At 73.8% G+C, this 21,368-nt stretch carries 18 protein-coding genes; 12 read left to right on the forward strand and 6 right to left on the reverse strand.

Features of this window, described 5'->3' with window-relative positions; translation table 11 throughout:
- Window positions 1-28: 28 nt before the first annotated feature.
- The 4 genes from ACFYU9_RS17285 to ACFYU9_RS17300 all read right to left on the reverse strand — a co-directional run bounded on the left by ACFYU9_RS17285 (window position 29) and on the right by ACFYU9_RS17300 (window position 4,778).
- On the reverse strand, window positions 29-955 hold the full coding sequence (locus ACFYU9_RS17285; protein ID WP_389345255.1) for an ABC transporter permease: 927 nt from the start codon (window positions 953-955) through the stop codon (window positions 29-31).
- Window positions 956-1,314: 359 nt separating this feature from the next.
- Entirely contained in the window at window positions 1,315-2,226 is a 912-nt protein-coding gene (locus tag ACFYU9_RS17290) for a potassium channel family protein (RefSeq protein WP_389345256.1), read from the reverse strand.
- A 21-nt stretch (window positions 2,227-2,247) separates the two neighbouring features.
- Window positions 2,248-3,594 carry a nicotinate phosphoribosyltransferase gene (locus ACFYU9_RS17295; RefSeq protein ID WP_389345257.1) on the reverse strand — a complete coding sequence of 449 codons (1,347 nt, stop codon included), beginning with the start codon at window positions 3,592-3,594 and terminating at the stop codon, window positions 2,248-2,250.
- Window positions 3,595-3,650: 56 nt separating this feature from the next.
- Window positions 3,651-4,778, reverse strand: coding sequence for a helix-turn-helix transcriptional regulator (locus ACFYU9_RS17300; RefSeq protein ID WP_389345258.1), 1,128 nt, complete (start codon window positions 4,776-4,778; stop codon window positions 3,651-3,653).
- 135 nt (window positions 4,779-4,913) lie between these two features.
- On the opposite strand from ACFYU9_RS17300, the gene ACFYU9_RS17305 reads away from it, so the two are divergent.
- The 5 genes from ACFYU9_RS17305 (at window position 4,914) to ACFYU9_RS17325 (ending at window position 10,169) form a co-directional block, all read left to right on the forward strand.
- The gene (locus ACFYU9_RS17305) at window positions 4,914-5,225 is read left to right on the forward strand and encodes a hypothetical protein (RefSeq protein ID WP_389345259.1); all 312 of its coding nucleotides are present in this window, start codon (window positions 4,914-4,916) and stop codon (window positions 5,223-5,225) included.
- A gap of 44 nt (window positions 5,226-5,269) precedes the next feature.
- Entirely contained in the window at window positions 5,270-6,544 is a 1,275-nt protein-coding gene (locus ACFYU9_RS17310) for a hypothetical protein (protein ID WP_389213747.1), read from the forward strand.
- Between the two features lie 41 nt (window positions 6,545-6,585).
- Window positions 6,586-7,041: a hypothetical protein gene (locus ACFYU9_RS17315; RefSeq protein WP_389345260.1), complete on the forward strand. Its 456-nt coding sequence runs from the start codon at window positions 6,586-6,588 to the stop codon at window positions 7,039-7,041.
- Window positions 7,042-7,119: 78 nt separating this feature from the next.
- Window positions 7,120-8,049 (forward strand): oxygenase MpaB family protein, encoded by a 930-nt coding sequence (locus ACFYU9_RS17320; RefSeq protein WP_389213752.1) that lies wholly within the window; start codon window positions 7,120-7,122, stop codon window positions 8,047-8,049.
- Window positions 8,025-10,169 carry a tetratricopeptide repeat protein gene (locus ACFYU9_RS17325; RefSeq protein ID WP_389345261.1) on the forward strand — a complete coding sequence of 715 codons (2,145 nt, stop codon included), beginning with the start codon at window positions 8,025-8,027 and terminating at the stop codon, window positions 10,167-10,169. Before ACFYU9_RS17320 ends, ACFYU9_RS17325 begins: the two co-directional genes overlap by 25 nt.
- Window positions 10,170-10,265: 96 nt before the next feature.
- Here the strand turns inward: ACFYU9_RS17325 and ACFYU9_RS17330 are convergent, their stop codons facing one another.
- Window positions 10,266-10,844, reverse strand: coding sequence for a hypothetical protein (locus tag ACFYU9_RS17330; protein WP_389345262.1), 579 nt, complete (start codon window positions 10,842-10,844; stop codon window positions 10,266-10,268).
- An 87-nt stretch (window positions 10,845-10,931) separates the two neighbouring features.
- Between ACFYU9_RS17330 and ACFYU9_RS17335 the strand changes: the two genes are divergently transcribed.
- The 4 genes from ACFYU9_RS17335 to ACFYU9_RS17350 all read left to right on the forward strand — a co-directional run bounded on the left by ACFYU9_RS17335 (window position 10,932) and on the right by ACFYU9_RS17350 (window position 15,873).
- The gene (locus ACFYU9_RS17335; protein ID WP_389345263.1) at window positions 10,932-12,521 is read left to right on the forward strand and encodes a phytoene desaturase family protein; all 1,590 of its coding nucleotides are present in this window, start codon (window positions 10,932-10,934) and stop codon (window positions 12,519-12,521) included.
- A gap of 192 nt (window positions 12,522-12,713) precedes the next feature.
- Window positions 12,714-13,742 (forward strand): L-threonine 3-dehydrogenase, encoded by a 1,029-nt coding sequence (gene tdh / locus ACFYU9_RS17340; RefSeq protein WP_389214004.1) that lies wholly within the window; start codon window positions 12,714-12,716, stop codon window positions 13,740-13,742.
- A gap of 18 nt (window positions 13,743-13,760) precedes the next feature.
- The gene (locus ACFYU9_RS17345; RefSeq protein WP_389213763.1) at window positions 13,761-14,960 is read left to right on the forward strand and encodes a glycine C-acetyltransferase; all 1,200 of its coding nucleotides are present in this window, start codon (window positions 13,761-13,763) and stop codon (window positions 14,958-14,960) included.
- A 4-nt stretch (window positions 14,961-14,964) separates the two neighbouring features.
- A complete protein-coding gene (locus tag ACFYU9_RS17350; RefSeq protein ID WP_389345264.1) occupies window positions 14,965-15,873 on the forward strand; it encodes a LysR family transcriptional regulator in 909 nt (302 codons plus the stop codon).
- Window positions 15,874-15,900: 27 nt separating this feature from the next.
- On the opposite strand, the gene ACFYU9_RS17355 is transcribed toward ACFYU9_RS17350, so the two are convergent.
- Window positions 15,901-17,598 carry a serine hydrolase gene (locus tag ACFYU9_RS17355; RefSeq protein WP_389345265.1) on the reverse strand — a complete coding sequence of 566 codons (1,698 nt, stop codon included), beginning with the start codon at window positions 17,596-17,598 and terminating at the stop codon, window positions 15,901-15,903.
- A 98-nt stretch (window positions 17,599-17,696) separates the two neighbouring features.
- Between ACFYU9_RS17355 and ACFYU9_RS17360 the strand changes: the two genes are divergently transcribed.
- The 3 genes from ACFYU9_RS17360 (at window position 17,697) to ACFYU9_RS17370 (ending at window position 21,358) form a co-directional block, all read left to right on the forward strand.
- The gene (locus ACFYU9_RS17360; RefSeq protein ID WP_389345266.1) at window positions 17,697-18,809 is read left to right on the forward strand and encodes an NAD(P)H-dependent flavin oxidoreductase; all 1,113 of its coding nucleotides are present in this window, start codon (window positions 17,697-17,699) and stop codon (window positions 18,807-18,809) included.
- Window positions 18,806-20,359 carry an acyl-CoA synthetase gene (locus ACFYU9_RS17365; RefSeq protein WP_389345267.1) on the forward strand — a complete coding sequence of 518 codons (1,554 nt, stop codon included), beginning with the start codon at window positions 18,806-18,808 and terminating at the stop codon, window positions 20,357-20,359. Before ACFYU9_RS17360 ends, ACFYU9_RS17365 begins: the two co-directional genes overlap by 4 nt.
- 120 nt (window positions 20,360-20,479) lie before the next feature.
- Window positions 20,480-21,358 carry a serine protease gene (locus ACFYU9_RS17370; protein ID WP_389345268.1) on the forward strand — a complete coding sequence of 293 codons (879 nt, stop codon included), beginning with the start codon at window positions 20,480-20,482 and terminating at the stop codon, window positions 21,356-21,358.
- Window positions 21,359-21,368: the final 10 nt, after the last annotated feature.

Below are 21,368 nucleotides of genomic sequence, written 5' to 3' on the forward strand. Positions count from 1 at the left end.
TGATGAGGGTGAGTGGCGTTGGGCGGGCTCAGCGGACGGTGTGCGGATCGAGTGCGTCCCGTACGGCGTCGCCGAGGAGGTTGAAGGCGAGGACGAAGACGAGGAGCGAGGCGCCGGGGAAGACCATGTAGGTGGGGTCGTCGTAGAAGACGTCGGCGCCCCGGGAGATCATGTGGCCCCAGTCGGGGACGGGCTCGTTGACGCCGGCCCCGAGGAAGGACAGCGCGGCCTCGGTGGTGACCATCGCGGGCACCGTGAGGGTGAGGTGCACCAGGACCGGGGCCCAGACGTTGGGCAGCAGCTCGCGGAAGACGATGTGCCGCCGGCTCGCGCCGAGGGCCCGGGCCGCCTCGACGAACTCCCGCTCGCGCAGGGACCGTACGACCGTGCGCAGCACCATCGCGAGCGGCACCCAGCCGAAGGCCGAGAAGACGAGGACGAGGACGAGGAACTGCATCCAGGTGGGTTCGTTCTCGCCCGGCCCGACGAAGCGCGTCTGGACGACCGGGCCCAGCGTGATCAGGAACAACAGGGCCGGGAAGGCGAGCAGGACGTTGCAGACGAAGGTGAAGGCCCGGTCGGCGAAGCCGCTGAGGTAGCCCACCGCCACCCCGACGACCACGCCGATGACGGCGATGACGGCGGCCGAGGTGCCGGCGATCAGCAGCGAGGTGCGGACGCCGTACACCAGCTGGGCGAGGACGTCACGGCCGAGACCGGGCTCGATGCCGAACCAGTGCTCGGCCGATATGCCGCCGTTGGGCAGCAGGGGCAGGCCCTCCGGACTCAGCAGACCGGCCCCGTTCTGGCCGTAGTGCTCGGTCGGGTTCTTGCCGTAGAGGGCGGTGACCAGGGGCGCCGCGAGGGCGAGGAGCACGAAGAACCCGACGACGAAGAGCGAGACGATCCCGACCCGATCACGCCGGAACGCATCCACCATCGATACCGCTGCCACGCTGCCGCACTCCCGCTCGTTCGGGGCGCGCCGACTGTGGGGGAACGCCCTGGACCACTTCGGAGACGGGGTCACCGCTCCGGACATCAGGCATTAGATCGAAAGATCGACATGGCTGCAACGCATCGGAATCGAAGGTTGATCAGGGATATTGCCTTGGATTACTGGAATGTTTCGCTGTTTGTATTGCCGTAACAAAAATGCACATCAATGGGTGTGAATCGCCGTTTGGCGAGAGACGGGCATCACAGTGCGCACACTGCGTGGCGCGCGGCGCCGAGCGGTGCTTTGCTGAGGGTGAGGAGGGGTCCCCTTCCGAGAGGACGCGGAGAAGCGGCTTCGAGCCGTGCACCGCACAATCAGGATCCGCGAGAAGCGGATGGGTCCCCTCCTCCTTCGCTGCTCCGTCCGCGCCCGTGGTCGGCCGCGTACGCCGCGAACACGCCCTCCGGAGCCCCGCCCGTCCGCAGGAAGCGCGCGTCGAGCACCCCCGCCAGGTCGTCCAGGGCCGTCCGCAGCGCCGCCCCCGCCACCCGGACGTCCGGATGCCGGGCCTGGGCCGCCTGGGCGGCCAGACGGGTGGCGTAGGGGAGCTGGGCGGGCAGCGAGATGTGCTCCTCGCCGTCGTAGAAGTAGTACGACTCGGCGTACTGGAGGAAGTCGACGGTGACGGTCGCGAAGGCCGTGGCCAGGGCGTCGATCAGCGCGGCGCTGCCGTCGGTGTCCAGGGCCCGGGCGGTGGCCCGGCTGCGGCGCAGATGGGACAGCCGCAGGGCGAGCGCCCGGCGGCGGGCGAGGGCCGGATAGACGCCCAGGATCCAGGCGACGGTCGCGGACAGCAGGGCGAAGCCCACCAGGGCCTCGATCGGGGCGAGCACCCGCAGCCAGCCGGAGGTCGGCACGATGTCGCCGAGCCCCAGCGTGGCCAGCGTGACGAGGGAGACGTACAGCGCGTCGAGCGGGCCCGCGTGCGAGGAAGGGGCGAGCCCGGAGGAGTACGAGAAGTCCCCCGGCATGTGCGGCCAGTACATCAGCGCACAGCCGACGGCCACCAGGAGCGACCAGATGGCGACCACCGTCATCATGCCGGTCGGCCCCGCGAGACTCACCCGCCGCACGGTCGCCCCGGGCCGGGCCCACAGCCGCCACACGGCCCGCATCACCAGCCGGCTGAGCCCGCCGTGCCGGGTCGGGTGCCAGAGCGTGTGGAAGACGTCGCGCAGCACGAACAGCACCAGGCCCGCCCCGACGAGCGACAGTGCCCACGTCATGCCGTCACACCCCCCGCGGCCTCAGTCCGGCGCGCCGCGCCCGGCGCCGGTCCGCGCGCCCGTCCGGTGCCGTACGACGGCGGTCAGGGCGGCCAGACGGGCCGACACCTCGGGCACCGGGGCCACCGGATCCTCGATCCGGCGGGCCTCCTCGGGCAGCGCCGCGACGTCCGCCTCGAAGCGGGCGCGGGCCGCCGCCAGGGTGTCGGGCGGTCCGGTGCGCAGCCCGCCGCGCATCACGGTCACCAGCAGCGGCTCCATGCCCCCGGGCGGCTCCTCGTTCGCCAGGCCGATCACGTCCCGCGCGCCGGGCCCTCGGAAGACCTGCTTCGGCCCCGGCGCCGTCGCCTTCGCCGCCGACAGCTTCATCACCGGCCGCCCGTCGTACTCGACGAGCTTGTACGCCGCGTCCAGATACGGGGCGTCGGCGGCCGTGCCGACCTTCGTCCCCACCGCGTACGCGTCGACCGGCGCCCCGTCCCGCACGAGCCGGTCGACGGCGTACTCGTCGAGCCCGCCGCTCACGATGATCCGCACGTCCCCGAGCCCCGCCGCGTCCAGCGCGGCCCGCGCCCGGCGGGCCTGCGCGCCCAGGTCCCCGCTGTCCAGGCGGATCGCGCACCCGGGACCGAGCCCCAGGTCGGCCAGCACGCGCGCGGCCGTCGCCACCCCGAGGCCGGTGTCGTAGGTGTCGACCAGGAAGGTCACCGGCCCCGGGTGGGTGCGCGCGAAGGCCCGGAACGCCGCCTCCTCCGAGGGGAAGCTCTCCACGTACGAGTGCGCCATGGTGCCGGCCGCCGGGATGCCGTAGCGGTGGGCGGCGGCGACGTTGCTGGTGCCCGCGAAGCCGGCCAGGGCGCCGAGCCGCGCCGCCTGCAGGCCCGCCTCGGCCCCGTGGGCGCGGCGCAGCGAGAAGTCCACGAGCGGCCGCCCCGCACCGGCCAGCACGCACCGGGCCGCCTTGGACGCCACCGTCGTCTGGTGGCAGAGCAGGGACAGCAGGTACGTCTCCACCAGCTGGGCCTGCGGCAGCGGCGCGGTCACCTCCAGGAGCGGCTCGCCGGCGAGGACGACCCGCCCCTCGGGCACGGCACGGACCTGCCCCTCGAAGGACAGGCCGTGCAGCGGTTCGAGGTCGGCGGCGGGCCGGCGCAGCACCTCGGCGAACTCCCGCACGTCGGAGCGGCCCACCCGGAAGCGCGAGAGGTAGTCGAGGGCCGGTTCGAGCCCGGCGGCGACGAGGAACCCGCGGCCCGGCGGCAGGTCGCGCACGAACAGGCTGAAGGTGGCCGGCGCGCGCATGTCCTCGCGCAGGTACGACAGCGCCATGGTGACCTCGTACAGGTCGGTGGTGGTGACCTGGGACATGCTTCGAGCATGCGCGGCCGGCCGGCACCCCGCACGGGGACGGCCCGGAGCCCGCCTCAGGTGCCGAGCGCGCGGGCGAGCAGCGCCCGCCTGCTGTGGGTGCCCGTCTTGGCGAAGACCGACTTCAGATGGTCCTGCACGGTGTGCTCGGACAGGAACAGCGCCCCGGCGAGCCGATGGCTGTCGGCGCCCTCGGCGAGCAGCCCGAGGAGCCCGGTCTCGCGCGCGCTGAGGCCGTACGCCCGGCAGAAGACGTCCAGCCGCTCCGCCGGGGTCGACTCCTCGATGGTCACCGCGATCTCCCGGTCCTCGGCCCGGCCCGTCACCGGCTCCTCCTCGCCGCCGATCCTGGCCGCGCGCAGGGTCAGCCACAGCCCGTCGGCGAGATGGACCCGGGCGCGCGGCGGATGCGGGTCCACGCCGGCCTCGCGGGCGAGGAGCTGCGCCGCCACGTTGTAGACGGCGGCCGGCACCGGGGCCTCCCCCGCCTTCGGCGGAAGCAGGCCGGCGAGATACGCGTCCGAACCGGGCGTCCGGCCGCGCACCCGCAGCCCGGGCGAGAGCAGCAGGACGAGCGGGCCGGGCCGGACGGCGCCCGGTGGCCGGACCGTGAAGGCCGCCGCCTGCCCCGCGCGCAGCGCCGCCGTCACGGGCCCGGCGATCCGGTCCAGGAAGCCCAGCTCGGCGGGGCCGAAAGGCCCGGCCACGCCGCCGGTGCCGTCGCCGTAGCGGGCCGCGGCCCGCGTGCCGTACCGCCACAGGTCCAGGAACCCCCAGCAGCCGTGCCGGTCCCGGAACACCACCGACGCCAGGTCCCGCACCCCGAGCGGGGCCAGCGCCTGCGCCCACATCGCGCCGCGTGCCCCCGGCGCGTACCCGCTCAGCGCGGCCGCCCCGGACAGGCCCGTCCAGCGGTTGACCGGCGTCAGGTACTTCAGCCGCACGATCCGCGGCAGCTCCGCCAGGTCCGGGACGCGGGCCACCGGGGCGCAGCCGACCTCCGTCACGGGATCGGTCAGCAGGAAGGCGAAGGCGTCGAAGCCGAGCACGGCGCGCAGCTCGCGCAGCAGCCGCACCCGCAGCTGCCGCGGCTCGCCGCCGGCCGCACAGACCCGCGCGATCCGCTCGTACGCCCGGTCGTACGCGAGGCGGGACGGATCGGGGGACGGGGACGGGGAGGGCATGGCGTGGAGCGTACGGCGCGGATCCCCCGATTCCTGGGATACCGGCGCCGTGCCGCCCCGCCCCACGCTGAAGGGGAAAGCCGCGGAGGAGAGCGGCGAGGGGGGCCGGGCAGGAGGAACCACGGAGGAGGAGCCATGATCACCCTGCGCATCGAGCACCCGATCACCGACTACGCCGTGTGGAAGCGCGCCTTCGACCGCTTCGCACCCGCCCGCGCCGAGGCCGGCGTGCTGCACCACTGCGTCCGCCGGCCCGTCGACGACCCGGCTCGTGTGGTGGTCGACCTCTCCTTCGCCGAGGCCGCGCAGGCGGAGCGTTTCCTCGGCTTCCTCACCACCCGAGTGTGGACACAACCGACGAACTCGCCCGCGCTCGCGGGCCGCCCGGAGACCCGCGTCCTGACCGTCGAGGAGGAGGTTTGGCACACTGACGCGGTTCGATCATGAACAGATCACATCCGAGCCGCCGCATTCTCACGAGGAGCGCGCCGTTGAGCGTCACCATCCCAGGACAGATAGACATCGCGGGCCCGGTGGGCAAGCTGCTCCACCGGCGCCCGCTGCAGAACGGCACCGTCATGCAGTCGTTCGCCTTCGACCCCGTCACCGCCGACGTCTACGTCCTCCAGGTCATGGACGGCGGGATCCTGCTGCCCGGCGAGACCACCGCCCCCGACTGGCCCACCCGCCTGAACAACGGCGACCTGTGCCTCACCCGGCTCGGCCCGTCCGGCACGATCCTCGGCCACATGTACCTGCGCGGCTTCGGACACGGCGTCAACCTCGGCGTGGAGAACCGTGCCGGCGCCGTGTGGCTGTGGACGGAGACGGCGTCCCTGGCCAACTCCAGCCACGAGGGCTTCGGCACCGCCGTGACCAGCTTCGCGTACGCGGACGGCGACGTCGTCGACCACGGCACCGGGCGGCACACCCCGCCCTACACCCCCGACCCCGCCGCCCGCTGGATCACCCCCACCATCGACCACGGCGCGAACGAGCTGGTGCTCCGCTTCGGGCTCGGCGGAGCCATGTGCTACGAGCGGTACGACCTCGCGCAGGCCGCCGCCGGGGTGTGGCAGCCGCTCCAGCGGATCACTCCCGTCCTGCCGCCCGAGGGCGTCGACTTCCAGGGGTACACCTCGCACGCCGGCGTGCTCTACACGCTCCAGGGCCAGTCCCTGGCCAAGGTCCCGCTGCCCGGCAACACGTACCTCACCGCCTTCGAATGGGCCACCGGCAAGCAGCTCGACCGGCAGTTCGTCACCGCCGCGGCCGGCCTGGAGTACCGCGAGCCCGAGGGCATGGCGGTCTCCGTCCGCGACGGCGTCCCGCACCTCCACTTCGGCTACGCCTGCGAGGACCCCGGCCCGCGCACCTGCACCATCCTGTCGCTGTCCGGAGCCCCCGAGACCGACGGTGTGAAGGTCCTCGCCGACTGGCAGCCGATCGCCCTCGCCACCGGGGTGACGCCCGATCAAAGCACCCCGAAGGCCCGGCTGATCAGCCTCGCGGGCACCACCGTCCTCCAGCTCTCCGGCGGCGTCGCGGGCCCCTTCACCGCCGACACCGTCCTCGGCACCCTGCCCGACGCGCTCACCCCGAGCATCACCGCCCGCGCCACCGTGCCCCGCGACAACGCGGCCGGCGGCCCCGCCGTCGCCCGCGTCGAGATCGGCACCGACCGGGCCGTGCGGCTGTACGGCGGACGCACCGCCAACCCGATCGCCTGGGCCCAGCTCGACAGCTTCAGCGCCGTCTGGCGCTGACCTCACGTCACTTCCCGTCCCTGCCAAGGAGCCGACCACCGATGTCCCACAACCGCCGCAGCGTCCTCGGCGCGGCCCTCGCCCTGCCCGCCGCCCTCACCGCCGGCAGCCTCGCAGGCGCCACCCCGGCGGCCGCCGTGACCGGCACCGTCGACGCCGGTGCCTGGACCGCGCTCGTCCTGGAGCCCGGGATCACCTCGAGCGCCGGCGCCACCCCCGAGGTCCGGCTCGTCACGATCGCCGGCACCACCTTCCTCCAGGCCCGCGGCCTGGTCACCTGCAGCCTCACCGCCGACGCCAAGATCGGCCGGCTGCCCGACGGCTTCGCCCTGCCCACCGGCTACGTCCGCGCCGCCGCGCCCCGCAACAACAGCCAGGGCGTCAACGCCTGCCGCTTCGAGATCAACCCGACCGGCTCGGTGAGCGTCTTCGGCGCCACCACGGGCAACGCGATCACCTGGGTCCAGTTCGACTCCGTGCAGACGATCTGGCGCTGACGCTTCGCGCGGGCGGCCGCCCGGGGTCCGTCCGGCGGATCAGGGCCGGGCCCGCCGGACAGGCCCTAGCCTTGAGGCATGGCATCCGGCTCTCTGGCGCCACCCGACCCCGACCCGGGGCTCTTCGGCCCCGGGTCCGTCACCTGGCAGCTGCACGCCGACCCCGTCATGTGGATCGGCGGGGTGCGCGCCCTGTACCTCCAGGCGCTGCATCCCGTCGCCGTCCGCGGCGTCATGATCAACAGCGACTTCCGGCGGGACGCCTGGGGCCGGCTGATGCGCACCGCGAGCTTCGTCGGCACGCTCACCTACGGCACCACCGAGGCCGCCGAGGCCGCGGGCGCCCGGGTCCGCAAGATCCACCGGCTGCTCGGCGTCGACGACCCCGAGCTGCTGCTCTGGGTGCACTGCGCCGAGATCGACTCCTACCTCCACGTCGTCCGCCGCTCCGGCATCCCGCTCACCGACGCCCAGGCCGACCGCTACGTCGACGAACAGCGCACCTCCGCCCGGCTCGTCGGCCTCGACCCCGGCGCCGTGCCCGGCAGCACCTCCGCCCTCGACCGCTACTTCGAGGACATCCGGCCCCGGCTCGCCGCCGGGGACGACGCCCGCACCGTCGACGACTTCCTGCGCCGGCCACCGGTCGCCCCGGCGCTGCGCCCCGCGCGCGAGGTCCTCTGGCGGCGCGTGGCCGCCCTCGCGTACGACTCCCTGCCTCCGTACGCCCACGAGCTCTACGGCAGGCCGGCGCCGCCGCCCGGCACCGTCACCCGGCGGCTGACGGCCACCGCGAACCTGCTGCGCTGCGTGCCCGACCGGCTGCGCTGGCGGCTGCCGCCGCGGCACGTCCTGCGGGCCATGGACCGGCTCGGTCCCGACACCCGGCCCATGCCGTACAGTCTGCGCAGCGCGGCCGCCATACTGGACGAGCCGGGGAGGGAGCCGCACGGCAACAGGGCAAACGGGGGCGACAGCACGCGATGGCGGACACGGACACCAGGCTGATCCAGGGCCGCTACCGGCTGCACGAGGTGATCGGCCGCGGCGGCATGGGCGAGGTCTGGCGGGCCACCGACGAATCCCTCGGCCGGCGCGTCGCCGTCAAGTGCCTGCGGCCGCTCGGCCAGCAGCGCGACCCCGCCAACCTCGCCGTGCTCCGCGAACGCTTCCGCCGCGAGGCCCGCGTCGCCGCCGCGCTCCAGCACCGCGGCATCACCGTCGTGCACGACTTCGGCGACTCCGACGGCGTGCTCTTCCTCGTCATGGAGCTCCTCGACGGGCGCAACCTGAGCCAGCTGCTCAACGACAACGGCAAGCGGCCGCTGCCGGTCGACGACGTCGTCGAGATCGCCGAACAGGTCGCCGACGCCCTCGCCTACACCCACCGCCAGGGCGTCATCCACCGCGACCTCAAGCCCGCCAACATCGTGCGGCTCGGCGACGGCACCGTGAAGATCTGCGACTTCGGCATCGCCCGCCTCGGCGCCGACATCGGCTTCACCTCCCGCCTCACCGGCACCGGCATCGCCATGGGCACCCCGCACTACATGTCGCCCGAGCAGATCGGCGGCGGCGACGAGGTCGACCACCGCAGCGACCTCTACTCGCTGGGCTGCGTGCTCTACGAGATGGCCACCGGCGCCCCGCCGTTCGACATGGACGACACCTGGGCCATCCTCATCGGCCACCGCGACACCGTGCCCGCGCCGCTGCGCAGCCGCCGCCCCGAACTGCCCGGCTATCTCGACCTGGCCGTGCTCGACCTGCTCGCCAAGACGCCCGACGGCCGGCCGTCCGACGCGGCGGAACTGCGCGAACGGCTCACCTCGGGCCGCCACAGCGGCTCCTGGACGCTGACGCCCCCGGCGCCGCCCGCCCTGCCCGGCTGGGCCCGGACCATGGGCAACGGCCGCACCGCCGTCACCACCCTCGCCGGCCGCGCGGCCCGCGCCCACGACCCGGCCACCGCCCTCACCGGCGCCTGGACCCGTGCCGTCGCCGAGGCCGCCGAGGCCGAACCCGCCGCCGGTCCGGCCTCCGGCGAACTCCTCGCCGTGCTCGCCGGCCGGCACCGGGCCGGCCTCGGCCTCGGCCGGCTCGGCCGCTGGGCGGAGGCCGCCGACCTGCTCGGCACCGTCGTCCGGGACCGCACGCACGTCCTCGGCGCCGACCACCCCGAGACCCTCGCCAGCGGCTACGAACTCGGCTTCGCCCTCGCCCGGCTCGGCCGGCCCGCCGACGCCCTCGGCCGCTTCGCCGCGGTCGCCGAGGGCCGCGCCCGCACCCTGGGCACCGACCACCCCGACACGCTCGCGGCCCGTCAGGAGACCGCGTACGTGCTCGGCGGCCTCGGCCGGCACGCCGAGGCGCACTCGGTGTACGAGGCGGTGCTCGACGCACGCGAACGCACCATGGGCGCCGAGCACCCCGACACCCTGCGCTGCCGCCACAACCTGGCCTTCACGCTCGGCCGGATCGGCCGGGTCACCGAGGCATACGCCACCGCCCGCGAGGTGGCCGACGCCCGCACCCGGCTGCTCGGCGCCAACCACCCGGACACCCTCGCCACCCGCCACGAGATCGGCCACGCCCTCGGCCGGCTCGGCCGCTGGTCCGACGCGCTCGCCCAGTACCGCGAGGTCGCCGAGGCCCGGCGCACCGTCCTCGGCCCCGACCACCCCGACACCCTCGCCGCCCGCTACGAGACCGGCATCTGCCTCGGCCGCCTCGGCCGCGCCGAGGAGGCCGCCGCGCTCTACCGCGACCTCGCCGCCGCCCGCACCCGCGCCGACGGCGCCGACCACCCCGAGACCCTGCGCGCCCGCCACGGCCTGGGCGTGAACCTGGGCCGCCTCGGCGAGTGGGACGCGTCCCTGACCGAGTCGCGCGCCGTGCTCGACGCCCGCGCCCGCGTCCTGGGCGCCGACCACCCGGACACCCTCGCCAGCCGCCGTGAGACCGCCATCGCCCTGGGCTGGCTGGGCCGTTGGCCCGAGGCCCTGGAGCAGTACCGCCGGGTGACGGAGACCCGCACGCGCGTCCTCGGCCCGGACCATCCGGACACGCGCGCGGCGCGCGCGGACGAGGGCTACTGCCGGGAACGGGCGGCGGGCACGGGGGCGTAGCGAGGTCCCGCCGGCCAAGGCCCGCCTGACCCCGGCCCGGCCCCGATCCCGGCCCCGATCCGGATCCGCCGGACGGGTCCGGGCCCGGGCGTACCGTCAGAGCTTTCCGCCCATCCGTATCAGCCGCCCCCCGCCGAGCACCTTCCCGAACTCCGCCACGAACTCCGGCGCGAGGTCCGGCCAGTCCCAGAACGCGAAGCCCAGGTGCGCGAGCACCAGGTCGTCGTCCGACCAGCGCCAGGCCGCCACGTCGCCCGTCCGGCCGCAGGCGCCGCAGGGGACCATGGCCGCGCCGGTCTTCTCCCAGACCTCGAAGGCCGGGCCGAACAGGTCCCACACCTCCTTGACCGGCGTGCCGTCGTCGGTGGCGGAGCGGGTGGGCGCCGCGCAGTGCGGGCAGATCACGTACCGGCTCTCCACCGGTATCGCGTGGGACACCCATGGCCCGGCATGCACCGCGACCCCGCCGAGCGGCTCGATCCGCGGGTCCGTGACCGCGGGTGCCCAGTGCGGCCCCGGCAGATGCCCGGCGGGCGCGCCGAAGACGCAGCCGGCGACGGCCTCCCGGTGCACGATCCCCTCCGCGACGAGCCAGTCGAGGCCGTGCGCGGCGAGCCGCGGCGCCTCCTCGGCGGAGGCGTCCGGCACGACGACGTTCTCGAAGTAGTTCCCCATGTCACTCACGGTAGTGGCCGCCACTGACAACAACTCCCTCGCGCACGCCACCTGGTGGGATCCCGCCGGCAGGTGCTAGCAAGGGGCATGACCGCACCGCAGAGCTCCTACGACGCCGTCATCGTCGGCGGCGGACACAACGGCCTCGTCGCCGCCGCCTACCTCGCCCGCGCCGGGCGCCGGGTCCTCGTCCTGGAACGGCTCGGCTCCACGGGTGGGGCCGCCGTCTCCACCCGGCCGTTCCCCGGGGTGGACGTCCGGCTGTCGCGCTACTCGTACCTCGTGTCGCTGCTGCCCGACAAGATCGTCCGGGACCTCGGGCTGAGCTTCGCGGTGCGGAAACGTTCCGTCGCCTCGTACACCCCGTACGGCGACTCCGGTCTGCTCGTCGGCAGCGACGACGCCCGCACCCGCGCCTCCTTCGCGGCCCGCACCGGCTCGGACCGCGAGTACGAGGCGTGGCAGGGCTTCTACGGCCGCACGGCGCGCGCCGCGCGCCGGATCTTCCCCACGCTCACCGAGCCGCTGCCGACCCGCGACGCGCTGCGCGCCCGCGTCGACGACGACGAGACCTGGGAGATGCTCTTCGAGCAGCCCATCGGGGCCGCGATCGAGCGGCACTTCGCGGACGACCTGGTGCGCGGCGTCGTCCTGACGGACGCCCTGATCGGGACCTTCGCCGACGCCCACGACCCCTCGCTGCGGCAGAACCGCTGCTTCCTCTACCACGTCATCGGCGGCGGCACCGGCGACTGGGACGTGCCCGTGGGAGGCATGGGCGCCCTCACCGACGCCCTTGCCGACGCGGCCCGCGCCGCCGGGGCCACCCTCCTGACCGGCCACGAGGTCATCAGGATCGACACCGACGGCACCCGCGCCGAGGTCGCGTACCGCACCGCCGACGGCGAGGGCGTCGTCGGCGCCGGGCACGTCCTCGTCAACGCCTCCCCGCAGGCCCTCGCCCAGCTGCTCGGCGACCCGGCCCCGGCCCCGGCCGAGGGCGCGCAGCTCAAGGTCAACATGGTGCTGACCCGGTTGCCGAGGCTCCGCGACCGGGCCGTGGATCCGCGCGAGGCGTTCTCCGGCACCTTCCACATCGCCGAGGGGTACGGGCAGTTGGGCACCGCGTACGCCGAGGCCGCCGCCGGCGGACTGCCCGGCGCGCCGCCGGCCGAGATCTACTGCCACACCCTCACCGACCCGAGCATCCTCGGCCCCGAGGCCACCGCCCGCGGCTACCAGACCCTGACGCTCTTCGGCCTGCACGCGCCCGCCCGGCTCTTCGCCGCCGATCCCGACGGCGCGCGCGAGGCCCTCCTCAAGGCCACCCTCGACCAGCTCGACGCCGTTCTCGACGAGCCGATCGCCGACTGCCTGGCCCGCGACGCCGACGGCCGGCCCTGCATCGAGGCGAAGAGCCCCGTCGACCTGGAGCACGAGCTGCGGCTGCCCGGCGGCCACATCTTCCACCGCGACCTCTCCTTCCCCTTCGGGGAAGGCATGGAAGGCGCGGAAGGCGCGGAAGGCGCCGAGGTCACAGCGGGCACGTGGGGCGTCGAGACGGACCGCGCCAACGTCCTGCTGTGCGGCGCGGGCGCCGTCCGGGGCGGCGGCGTGAGCGGCGTTCCCGGGCACAACGCGGCCATGGCGGTAATCGGCGGCACTCGAAAGCAGTAGTGGGACCGGAGGCCGCGAGGTTGACGCCCGGGCCGCTCCCGTCAGGGGCGTGAAGCTGATCTGCGAGCGCGCTTAAGAAAACCTCGATGGACCGCAGGCCCGACGTACGGAAGATTTCATTCCAGGGATCTTGGGTGCTTCGTCGTGCCCGGACCCGGACATCACAGGACACGTACGTCGGGAGCCGTGACATTGAAGGCGCTGGTCAAGCAGAAGGCGGAGCCGGGACTCTGGCTCACGGACGTGCCCGAGCCGGAGTACGGCCCCGGTGACGTACTGATCAAGGTCAAGCGGACCGGAATCTGCGGCACCGACCTGCACATCCGCTCCTGGGACGGCTGGGCGCAGAAGACCATCGCCACGCCGCTGACCCTCGGGCACGAGTTCGTCGGCGAGGTCGTCGACACCGGCCGCGACGTCACCGACATCAAGGCCGGCGACCTGGTCAGCGGCGAGGGCCACCTGGTCTGCGGCAAGTGCCGCAACTGTCTGGCCGGCCGCCGCCACCTGTGCCGCGCCACCGTCGGCCTCGGGGTCGGCCGCGACGGCGCCTTCGCCGAGTACGTGGTGCTGCCCGCCTCCAACGTGTGGGTGCACCGCGTCGAGGTCGACCTCGACGTCGCCGCGATCTTCGACCCGTTCGGCAACGCCGTGCACACCGCGCTCTCCTTCCCGCTCGTCGGCGAGGACGTGCTGGTCACCGGCGCCGGCCCGATCGGCATCATGGCCGCGGCCGTCGCCAAGCACGCCGGCGCCCGCAACGTCGTCATCACCGACGTCAGCGAGGAGCGCCTCGCCCTGGCCCGCAAGACCGGCGTCTCCCTCGCGCTCAACGTCGCCGAGCAGACCATCGCCGACGGCCAGCGCACCCTCGGCCTCAAGGAGGGCTTCGACGTCGGCCTGGAGATGTCCGGCAACCCGCACGCGATGCGCGACATGGTCGCCAACATGACCCACGGCGGCAAGATCGCCATGCTGGGCCTGCCCGCCGAGGACTTCGCCGTCGACTGGGCCCGGATCGTCACCTCGATGATCACGATCAAGGGCATCTACGGCCGGGAGATGTTCGAGACCTGGTACGCCATGTCCGTCCTCCTGGAGGGCGGCCTCGACCTCTCCCCGGTGATCACCGGCCGCTACGACTACCGCGACTTCGACGCCGCCTTCGACGACGCCGCGTCCGGCAAGAGCGGCAAGATCATCCTCGACTGGACCGTCTGATCCCCAGGAGCGCCTCCCATGTTTGATTCCGTACGCGACGACATCCGCGTCACCCTCGACGAGATCCGCGAGGCCGGTCTGCACAAGCCCGAGCGGGTCATCGGCACCCCCCAGTCCGCGACCGTCGCGGTCACCTCCGGCGGCCGCCCCGGCGAGGTGCTGAACTTCTGCGCCAACAACTACCTCGGCCTCGCCGACCACCCGGAGGTCGTCGCCGCCGCCCACGCCGCCCTCGACCGCTGGGGCTACGGCATGGCGTCCGTCCGCTTCATCTGCGGCACCCAGGAGGTCCACAAGGAGCTGGAGGCCCGCCTCTCGGCGTTCCTGGGCCAGGAGGACACGATCCTCTACTCCTCCTGCTTCGACGCCAACGGCGGCGTCTTCGAGACCCTGCTCGGGCCTGAGGACGCGGTCATCTCCGACGCCCTCAACCATGCCTCCATCATCGACGGAATCCGCCTCTCCAAGGCCCGCCGCTTCCGCTACGCCAACCGTGACATGGCCGACCTGGAGCAGCAGCTCAAGGAGGCCACCGAGGGCGGCGCCCGGCGCAAGCTGATCGTCACCGACGGCGTGTTCTCCATGGACGGCTACGTCGCCCCGCTCGGCGAGATCTGCGACCTGGCCGAGCGCTACGACGCCATGGTCATGGTCGACGACTCGCACGCCGTCGGCTTCGTCGGCCCCGGCGGCCGCGGCACCCCCGAGCTGCACGGCGTGATGGACCGCGTCGACATCATCACCGGCACCCTCGGCAAGGCCCTCGGCGGCGCCTCCGGCGGCTACGTCGCGGCCCGTGCCGAGATCGTCGCCCTGCTGCGCCAGCGCTCGCGTCCGTACCTGTTCTCCAACACCCTCGCCCCGGTGATCGCCGCCGCCTCCCTCAAGGTCATCGACCTGCTGGAGTCGGCCGGCGACCTGCGCGAGCGGCTCAACGCCAACACGGAGCTGTTCCGCCGCCGGATGACCGAGGAGGGCTTCGACATCCTCCCCGGCGACCACGCCATCGCCCCCGTCATGATCGGCGACGCCGCCGTGGCCGGACGGATGGCCGAGCTGCTCCTGGAGCGCGGTGTGTACGTGATCGGCTTCTCGTACCCGGTCGTGCCGCAGGGCCAGGCCCGCATCCGTGTCCAGCTCTCCGCCGCGCATTCGTCGGATGATGTGAACCGGGCTGTGGACGCGTTCGTCGACGCGCGCGCCGCCCTGCGAGACTAGGGGCATGATCGAAGCGCGGCGGCTGCACATCCTCCGGGCGGTGGCCGACCACCGTACCGTCACGGCGGCTGCCGCCGCGCTCTATCTCACCCCGTCCGCCGTCTCCCAGCAGCTCGCCGCGCTGGAGCAGGAGACCGGCCACCGCCTGGTCGACCGCAATGCCCGCGGCGCCCGGCTCACCCCCGCCGGCGAGATCCTGCTGAGCCATGCCAACGCCGTCCTGGCCCAGCTGGAGCGCGCCGAGGCCGAGCTGGCGGCGTACGGCTCGGGCGAGGCCGGGACGGTCACGGTGGCGGCCTTCGCCACCGGCATCGGCCTCGTCGTCGCCCCGGCCATCGGCGCCCTCGCCCGGACCGCCCCCGGCATCCGCGTGCGGGTGCGCGACGCCGAGGGCGACGAGAGCCTGCTCATGGTCCTGGACCGGCAGGTCGACGTGGCCGTCGCCGTCGAGTACCGGGGCGCGCCCGGCGAGGACGACGCCCGGCTCACCCGCGTCCCGCTCTACGCCGAGCCGTTCGACGCGGTCCTGCCGCCGGACCACCCGCTCGCCGCCCGGGAGCGGACCGCCCTCACCGACCTCGCCAGGGACCCCTGGATCGGCCAGTCCGCGGGCAACCCGTGCCAGGACGTGACCGTCCTCGCCTGCGAGTACGCCGGCTTCGCGCCCGGCTTCGAGCACATCTCCGACGACTTCCGCGCCGTCGTCGCCCTCGCCGCCGCCGGCGCGGGCGTCGCCCTGGTGCCCCGCTCGGCCCTGCGCGGCACCGACCTCACCGATGTCCTCATCCGCCCGGTCGACGGCGTCGCCCCCACCCGCCGGGTCTTCGCGGCCGTTCGGCGCGGGGCCGAGGAGCACCCGCTGATCCGTCCGGTGCTCGACGCCCTGCGCGCGGCGGCCGGGACGGACGGCTGACGGGCCGACTGCCGGGGACGCGTCCGGTCAGTCCGCCGAGGCCGTCCATCCCCCCGCCTCGATCCGTGCCGCGTCCGCCGGCCGTGCCTCGTCGAACAGCGGCGCCCCGGCGGCGTCGAGGACCCGCAGCCCGTCCACGTACACCCCGCGCCCCACGAGGCGCCGGTCGGTGGCGTACCGCCAGCGCAGCCGTACGGGCCCCGGCGACCACGCCGTCAGGTCGGCGGCGGCGTCGTGCCAGACGCGGCCCGACCAGCCACCGACCGCGCCCGACGGATGCTCCGTGGGCTGCGGCGGGCCGGCCTCGCGGGCGGTGGTGGTGAAGGGGACGGGGGTCCAGTGGGCGCCGCCGTCGGCCGAAGCCTCCAGGACGGCGGCGTCCGCGCCGGGCCCGGTGTCCCACCACAGCGCGCAGGCGAGGCGGGCGGCGCCGGCGACGTCCGGCAGGGTGAGGGTCGCGCCGGCGCCGCCCGCCATGCCGGAGAACCACGCCTGACGGCCCCGGGCCGGGTGTACCGGCACGGCGCGGGCCAGGGCGTCGGCGGCGGCGACCCGGGGCGCGGAGCCGGAGCGCCAGGCGCGCACGGGGTGCACGGAGTTGCCGAGGACGACCAGGAACGTGTCGGTCGTCGGGTCGAGGACCAGACTGGTGCCGGTGAAACCGGTGTGGCCCGCGGTGTGCGGGGTGGCCAGCGCGCCCATGTACCAGCGCTGGTCGAGTTCGAAGCCGAGGCCGTGCGCGTGGCCGGGGAACGCGGTGTTGAAGTCGGTGAACATCAGTTCCACGGAGGCGGCGGAGAGGATCCGGGCATCGCCGTACGCGCCGCCGTTCAGCAGCGTCCGGGCGAGCACGGCCAGGTCCCAGGCGCACGAGAACACCCCGGCGTGGCCGGCGACCCCGCCCATGCCGTACGCGTTCTCGTCGTGCACCTCGCCCCACACCATCCCCCGGTCAAGACCGGACCAGGGCCTGCGGGCGTCCTCCGTCGCGGCGATGTCCGGCCGCCAGGAGAGCGGGGGATTGAAACGAGTGCGGTGCATCCCGAGCGGAGCGGTGATCTCGGTCCGGAGCAGGTCGTCCAGGGTGCGGCCGGTGATCTCCTCCAGGATCAGCTGAAGCGTGATCAGATTCAGGTCGGAGTAGAGATAGCCCGTCCCGGGCGGACTCGCGGGCACCTCCCGCCACAGCAGCCGCAGCCGGCCCTCGCGGGTCGGCTCCTCGTAGAGCGGGATCCAGGCCCGGAACCCCGAGGTGTGCGTGAGCAGCTGACGGACCGTGATCTCCTGCTTGCCGCCGCCGCCGAACTCCGGCAGGTACCCGGTGACCCGCCGCTCCAGTTCCAGGGCGCCGCGCTCGATCTGCTGCACCGCAAGGATCGAGGTGAAGAGCTTGGAGACGGACGCCAGGTCGAAGACCGTGTCCGCGCGCATCGGGATCCGCTCGCCCGCGGGCAGCTCCACGCCGGTGTCGGTCTTCTCCTCGTACGCCGAGTAGCGCACGGCCAGGCCGATCGGCCGGTGCAGCGCGACCGTCCCGCCGCGCCCCGCGAGCAGCACCGCGCCCGCGTACCAGGGGTGGGCGGGGGAGGGGCGCAGGAAGGACTCGGCGTGCGCGACGAGCCGGTCCAGATGACCGGCGAGCAGCCCCGCCCGCGCGGCCGGGCCGCGCCGCAGCACGGTCCGCCGCGCGTCCCCGAAGCCCCACGTCCCCGTCGTCCGCATCATGCCCACCCTTTCCCACGGCGGCCCCCGCCACCAAACAATCTGACACTGCATCAGAAAATCTCTTCCCTCGGCACCCGGGCTGCGGCACCATGCCGCCCATGAAGACGGAGCTGAGTCGGAAACTGGGGATCGAGCACGCCATCTTCGGCTTCACGCCCTTCCCCGCGGTGGCCGCCGCCCTCACCAGAGCCGGCGGACTCGGCGTCCTCGGCGCGGTCCGCTACACCGCCCCCGACGACCTCGCCCGCGACCTCGACTGGATGCAGGACCACACCGACGGGCTGCCCTACGGCCTCGACGTCGTCATGCCCGCGAAGAAGGTCGAGGGCGTGACCGAGGCCGACGTGGAGGCGATGATCCCGGAGGGCCACCGCGAGTTCGTCCGCGCGACCCTCGCCAAGCACGGCGTCCCCGAGCTGCCCGAGGGCGAGGCGTCCGGCTGGCGCATCACCGGCTGGATGGAACAGGTCGCCCGCAGCCAGCTCGACGTCGCCTTCGACTACCCGATCAAGCTGCTCGCCAACGCGCTCGGCTCGCCGCCCGCCGACGTCGTCGCCCGCGCCCACGACCACGGCGTCCTCGTCGCCGCCCTCGCCGGCAGCGCCCGGCACGCCCGCCACCATGCCGAGGCCGGCATCGACATCGTCGTCGCCCAGGGCTACGAGGCCGGCGGTCACACGGGCGAGATCGCCTCCATGGTGCTCACCCCCGAGGTCGTCGAGGCCGTCTCCCCGCTGCCCGTGCTCGCCGCCGGCGGCATCGGCAGCGGCGAGCAGATCGCCGCCGGACTCGCCCTAGGCGCCCAGGGCGTGTGGCTCGGCTCGATCTGGCTCACCACCACCGAGGCCGAACTCCACTCCCGCGCCCTCACCGAGAAGCTCCTCGCCGCCGGTTCCGGTGACACCGTCCGCTCCCGGGCGCTCACCGGCAAGCCCGCCCGCCAGCTCCGTACCGAGTGGACCGACGCCTGGGACGACCCGGCAGGGCCCGGCACCCTGCCCATGCCGCTGCAGGGCCTGCTCGTCGCCGAGGCCGTCTCCCGGATCCAGAAGTACGAGATCGCCCCGCTGCTCGGGACGCCCGTCGGCCAGATCGTCGGCCGGATGAACGCCGAGCGCAGCGTCCAGCAGGTCTTCGACGACCTCACGCGCGGCTTCGAGAGGGCCGTCGACCGCATCAACCGCATCGCGGGACGAGGGGACGCCCAGTGAGCAGTGAATCCGTCAACGGCTTCTGGTCCCAGGCCGCCGCCGATCCCGGCCGCGCCGTCCTCGTCGCCCCGGACGGCGAGGAGTGGACCGCCGGCCGGCTGCTCGCCGACGCCAACCGGCTCGTGCACGGCCTGCGCGCCGCCGGCCTGGAGCGCGGCGACGCCTTCGCCGTCGTCCTGCCCAACGGCACCGCCTTCCTCACGGCCTATCTCGCCGCCGCCCAGGCAGGCTTCTACCTGGTGCCCGTCAACCACCACCTGGTCGGGCCCGAGATCGCCTGGATCGTCGCCGACTCCGGCGCCAAGGTCCTGCTCGCCCACGAACGCTTCGCCGAGGCCGCCGCCGGCGCCGCCGACGAGGCCGGTCTGCCGCGGGCCGTACGGTACGCGGTCGGCGAGGTCCCCGGCTTCCGCCCGTACGCCGAACTCCTCGCCGGGCAGCCCGCGTCCGCGCCCGCGGACCGGACCCTCGGCTGGGTGATGAACTACACCTCGGGCACCACCGGCCGCCCTCGCGGCATCCGCCGCCCGCTGCCCGGCAAGCTTCCCGAGGAGACCTACCTCGGCGGCTTCCTCGGCATCTTCGGCATCAGGCCCTTCGAGGGCAACGTCCATCTGGTCTGCTCGCCGCTCTACCACACCGCCGTGCTGCAGTTCGCGGCCGCGGCCCTGCACATCGGCCACCCGCTCGTCCTCATGGACAAGTGGGCCCCCGAGGAGATGCTGCGGCTCATCGACACCCACCGCTGCACCCACACCCACATGGTGCCGACCCAGTTCCACCGGCTGCTCGCCCTGCCCGAGGAGACCCGCGGACGCTACGACGTCTCCTCCATGCGCCACGCCATCCACGGCGCCGCGCCCTGCCCCGACCACGTCAAGCGGGCGATGATCGAGTGGTGGGGGACCTGCGTCGAGGAGTACTACGCGGCGAGCGAGGGCGGCGGGGCGTTCGCGACCGCCGAGGACTGGCTGAAGAAGCCCGGCACGGTCGGCCGCGCCTGGCCGATCAGCGAACTCGAGGTCTTCGACGACGACGGCAACCGGCTGCCGCCCGGCCGGCTCGGCACCGTCTACATGAAGATGAGCACCGGCGGCTTCCGCTACCACAAGGACGAGGCCAAGACCGCGTCGAACCGCATCGGGGACTTCTTCACCGTCGGCGACCTCGGCGTCCTCGACGAGGACGGCTATCTCTTCCTGCGCGACCGCAAGATCGACATGATCATCTCCGGTGGCGTCAACATCTATCCCGCCGAGATCGAGTCCGCCCTCCTCGCCCACCCCGCCGTCGCCGACGCCGCCGCCTTCGGCATCCCGCACGCCGACTGGGGCGAGGAGGTCAAGGCGGTCGTCGAAGCGGCCCCCGGCCACGCCGCGGGCCCCGAGCTCGCCGCCGCGATCCTGGCCCACTGCGAGGCCCGGCTCGCCTCCTACAAGCGCCCCAAGTCAGTCGACTTCATCGCGCACATGCCCCGCGACCCGAACGGCAAGCTCTACAAGCGCCGGCTGCGGGAGCCGTACTGGGAGGGGCGCGAGCGTCCGATGTGACGGGCGGAGTCACGGCAGTCGGCTCATGACGCCCTCTTGCCAGGGGAGTCGGTCCTTTCGAGAATGCTCATGACAACCGGAGGATCTCCGGTTGCACATCATGCAGAGGGGAACCCCCACATGAAGAAGCCTCTCGTCGGTGCCCTGCTCGCCCTGCTCCTCACCGGAGCGGCGGCAGCCCCGGCCGTGGCGTCCGCGCCGTCGGACACGGTCGCACAGGCCCCGGCGTCCGCGCCGCGCAGCGCCCCCGTGAAGCCGGCGCTCGCCGCCGTCGACTTCGCCGGCACCGTCGCGCTCAGCAACTGCTCCGGCTCCGTCGTGCGCACGCCCAGCTCCCTGCCGAGCGACCCCGCGCTCGTCCTCTCCAACGGCCACTGCCTGGAGACCGGCTTCCCGGCGGCCGGCGAGGTCGTCCTGAACCGGCGCTCCACCCGCTCGTTCACGCTGCTCAACTCGGCCGGAACCGGAGTCGGCACCCTGCGCGCCAGCAAGATCGCGTACGGCACGATGACCGACACGGACGTGTCGATCTACCAGCTGACCAAGACGTACGCGCAGATCCAGAGCGCGTACGGCATCAGCGCCCTCACCCTCGCCGACACCCACCCGGTGGCGGGCACGCCGATCACGGTCGTCTCCGGTTACTGGAAGCGGACCTACAGCTGCAACATAGACGGGTTCGTCTACCGCCTGAAGGAGGGTGACTGGACCTGGAAGGACTCGGTCCGTTACACCTCCTCCTGCAACACCATCGGCGGCACCTCCGGCTCGCCGGTCGTCGACCAGAACACCGGCAAGGTCGTCGCCGTGAACAACACGGGCAACGAGGACGGCCAGAGCTGCACCGTGAACAACCCGTGCGAGGTGGACGCGAACGGCGCCGTGACGGTCCGCCAGGGCATCAACTACGCCCAGGAGACCTACAACATGGTCCCCTGCATCGGTCCCGGCAGCGTCATCGACCTGACCCGCGCCGGCTGCGCCCTGCCGAAGCCGTAACCCGCACCAG

It is taken from the genome of Streptomyces sp. NPDC004327, assembly GCF_042873935.1.
Lineage (GTDB): Bacteria > Actinomycetota > Actinomycetes > Streptomycetales > Streptomycetaceae > Streptomyces.

Coding starts and splice junctions, on each gene's coding strand:
- ACFYU9_RS17325 (WP_389345261.1), top strand. CDS start 8,025: ATGGCGGACACGGACACCAGGCTGATCCAGGGCCGCTACCGGCTGCAC.
- ACFYU9_RS17355 (WP_389345265.1), bottom strand. CDS start 17,598: ATGATGCGGACGACGGGGACGTGGGGCTTCGGGGACGCGCGGCGGACC.
- ACFYU9_RS17295 (WP_389345257.1), bottom strand. CDS start 3,594: ATGTCCCAGGTCACCACCACCGACCTGTACGAGGTCACCATGGCGCTG.
- ACFYU9_RS17305 (WP_389345259.1), top strand. CDS start 4,914: ATGATCACCCTGCGCATCGAGCACCCGATCACCGACTACGCCGTGTGG.
- ACFYU9_RS17300 (WP_389345258.1), bottom strand. CDS start 4,778: ATGCCCTCCCCGTCCCCGTCCCCCGATCCGTCCCGCCTCGCGTACGAC.
- ACFYU9_RS17320 (WP_389213752.1), top strand. CDS start 7,120: ATGGCATCCGGCTCTCTGGCGCCACCCGACCCCGACCCGGGGCTCTTC.
- ACFYU9_RS17345 (WP_389213763.1), top strand. CDS start 13,761: ATGTTTGATTCCGTACGCGACGACATCCGCGTCACCCTCGACGAGATC.
- ACFYU9_RS17315 (WP_389345260.1), top strand. CDS start 6,586: ATGTCCCACAACCGCCGCAGCGTCCTCGGCGCGGCCCTCGCCCTGCCC.
- ACFYU9_RS17370 (WP_389345268.1), top strand. CDS start 20,480: ATGAAGAAGCCTCTCGTCGGTGCCCTGCTCGCCCTGCTCCTCACCGGA.
- ACFYU9_RS17350 (WP_389345264.1), top strand. CDS start 14,965: ATGATCGAAGCGCGGCGGCTGCACATCCTCCGGGCGGTGGCCGACCAC.
- ACFYU9_RS17290 (WP_389345256.1), bottom strand. CDS start 2,226: ATGACGTGGGCACTGTCGCTCGTCGGGGCGGGCCTGGTGCTGTTCGTG.
- ACFYU9_RS17330 (WP_389345262.1), bottom strand. CDS start 10,844: ATGGGGAACTACTTCGAGAACGTCGTCGTGCCGGACGCCTCCGCCGAG.
- ACFYU9_RS17360 (WP_389345266.1), top strand. CDS start 17,697: ATGAAGACGGAGCTGAGTCGGAAACTGGGGATCGAGCACGCCATCTTC.
- ACFYU9_RS17335 (WP_389345263.1), top strand. CDS start 10,932: ATGACCGCACCGCAGAGCTCCTACGACGCCGTCATCGTCGGCGGCGGA.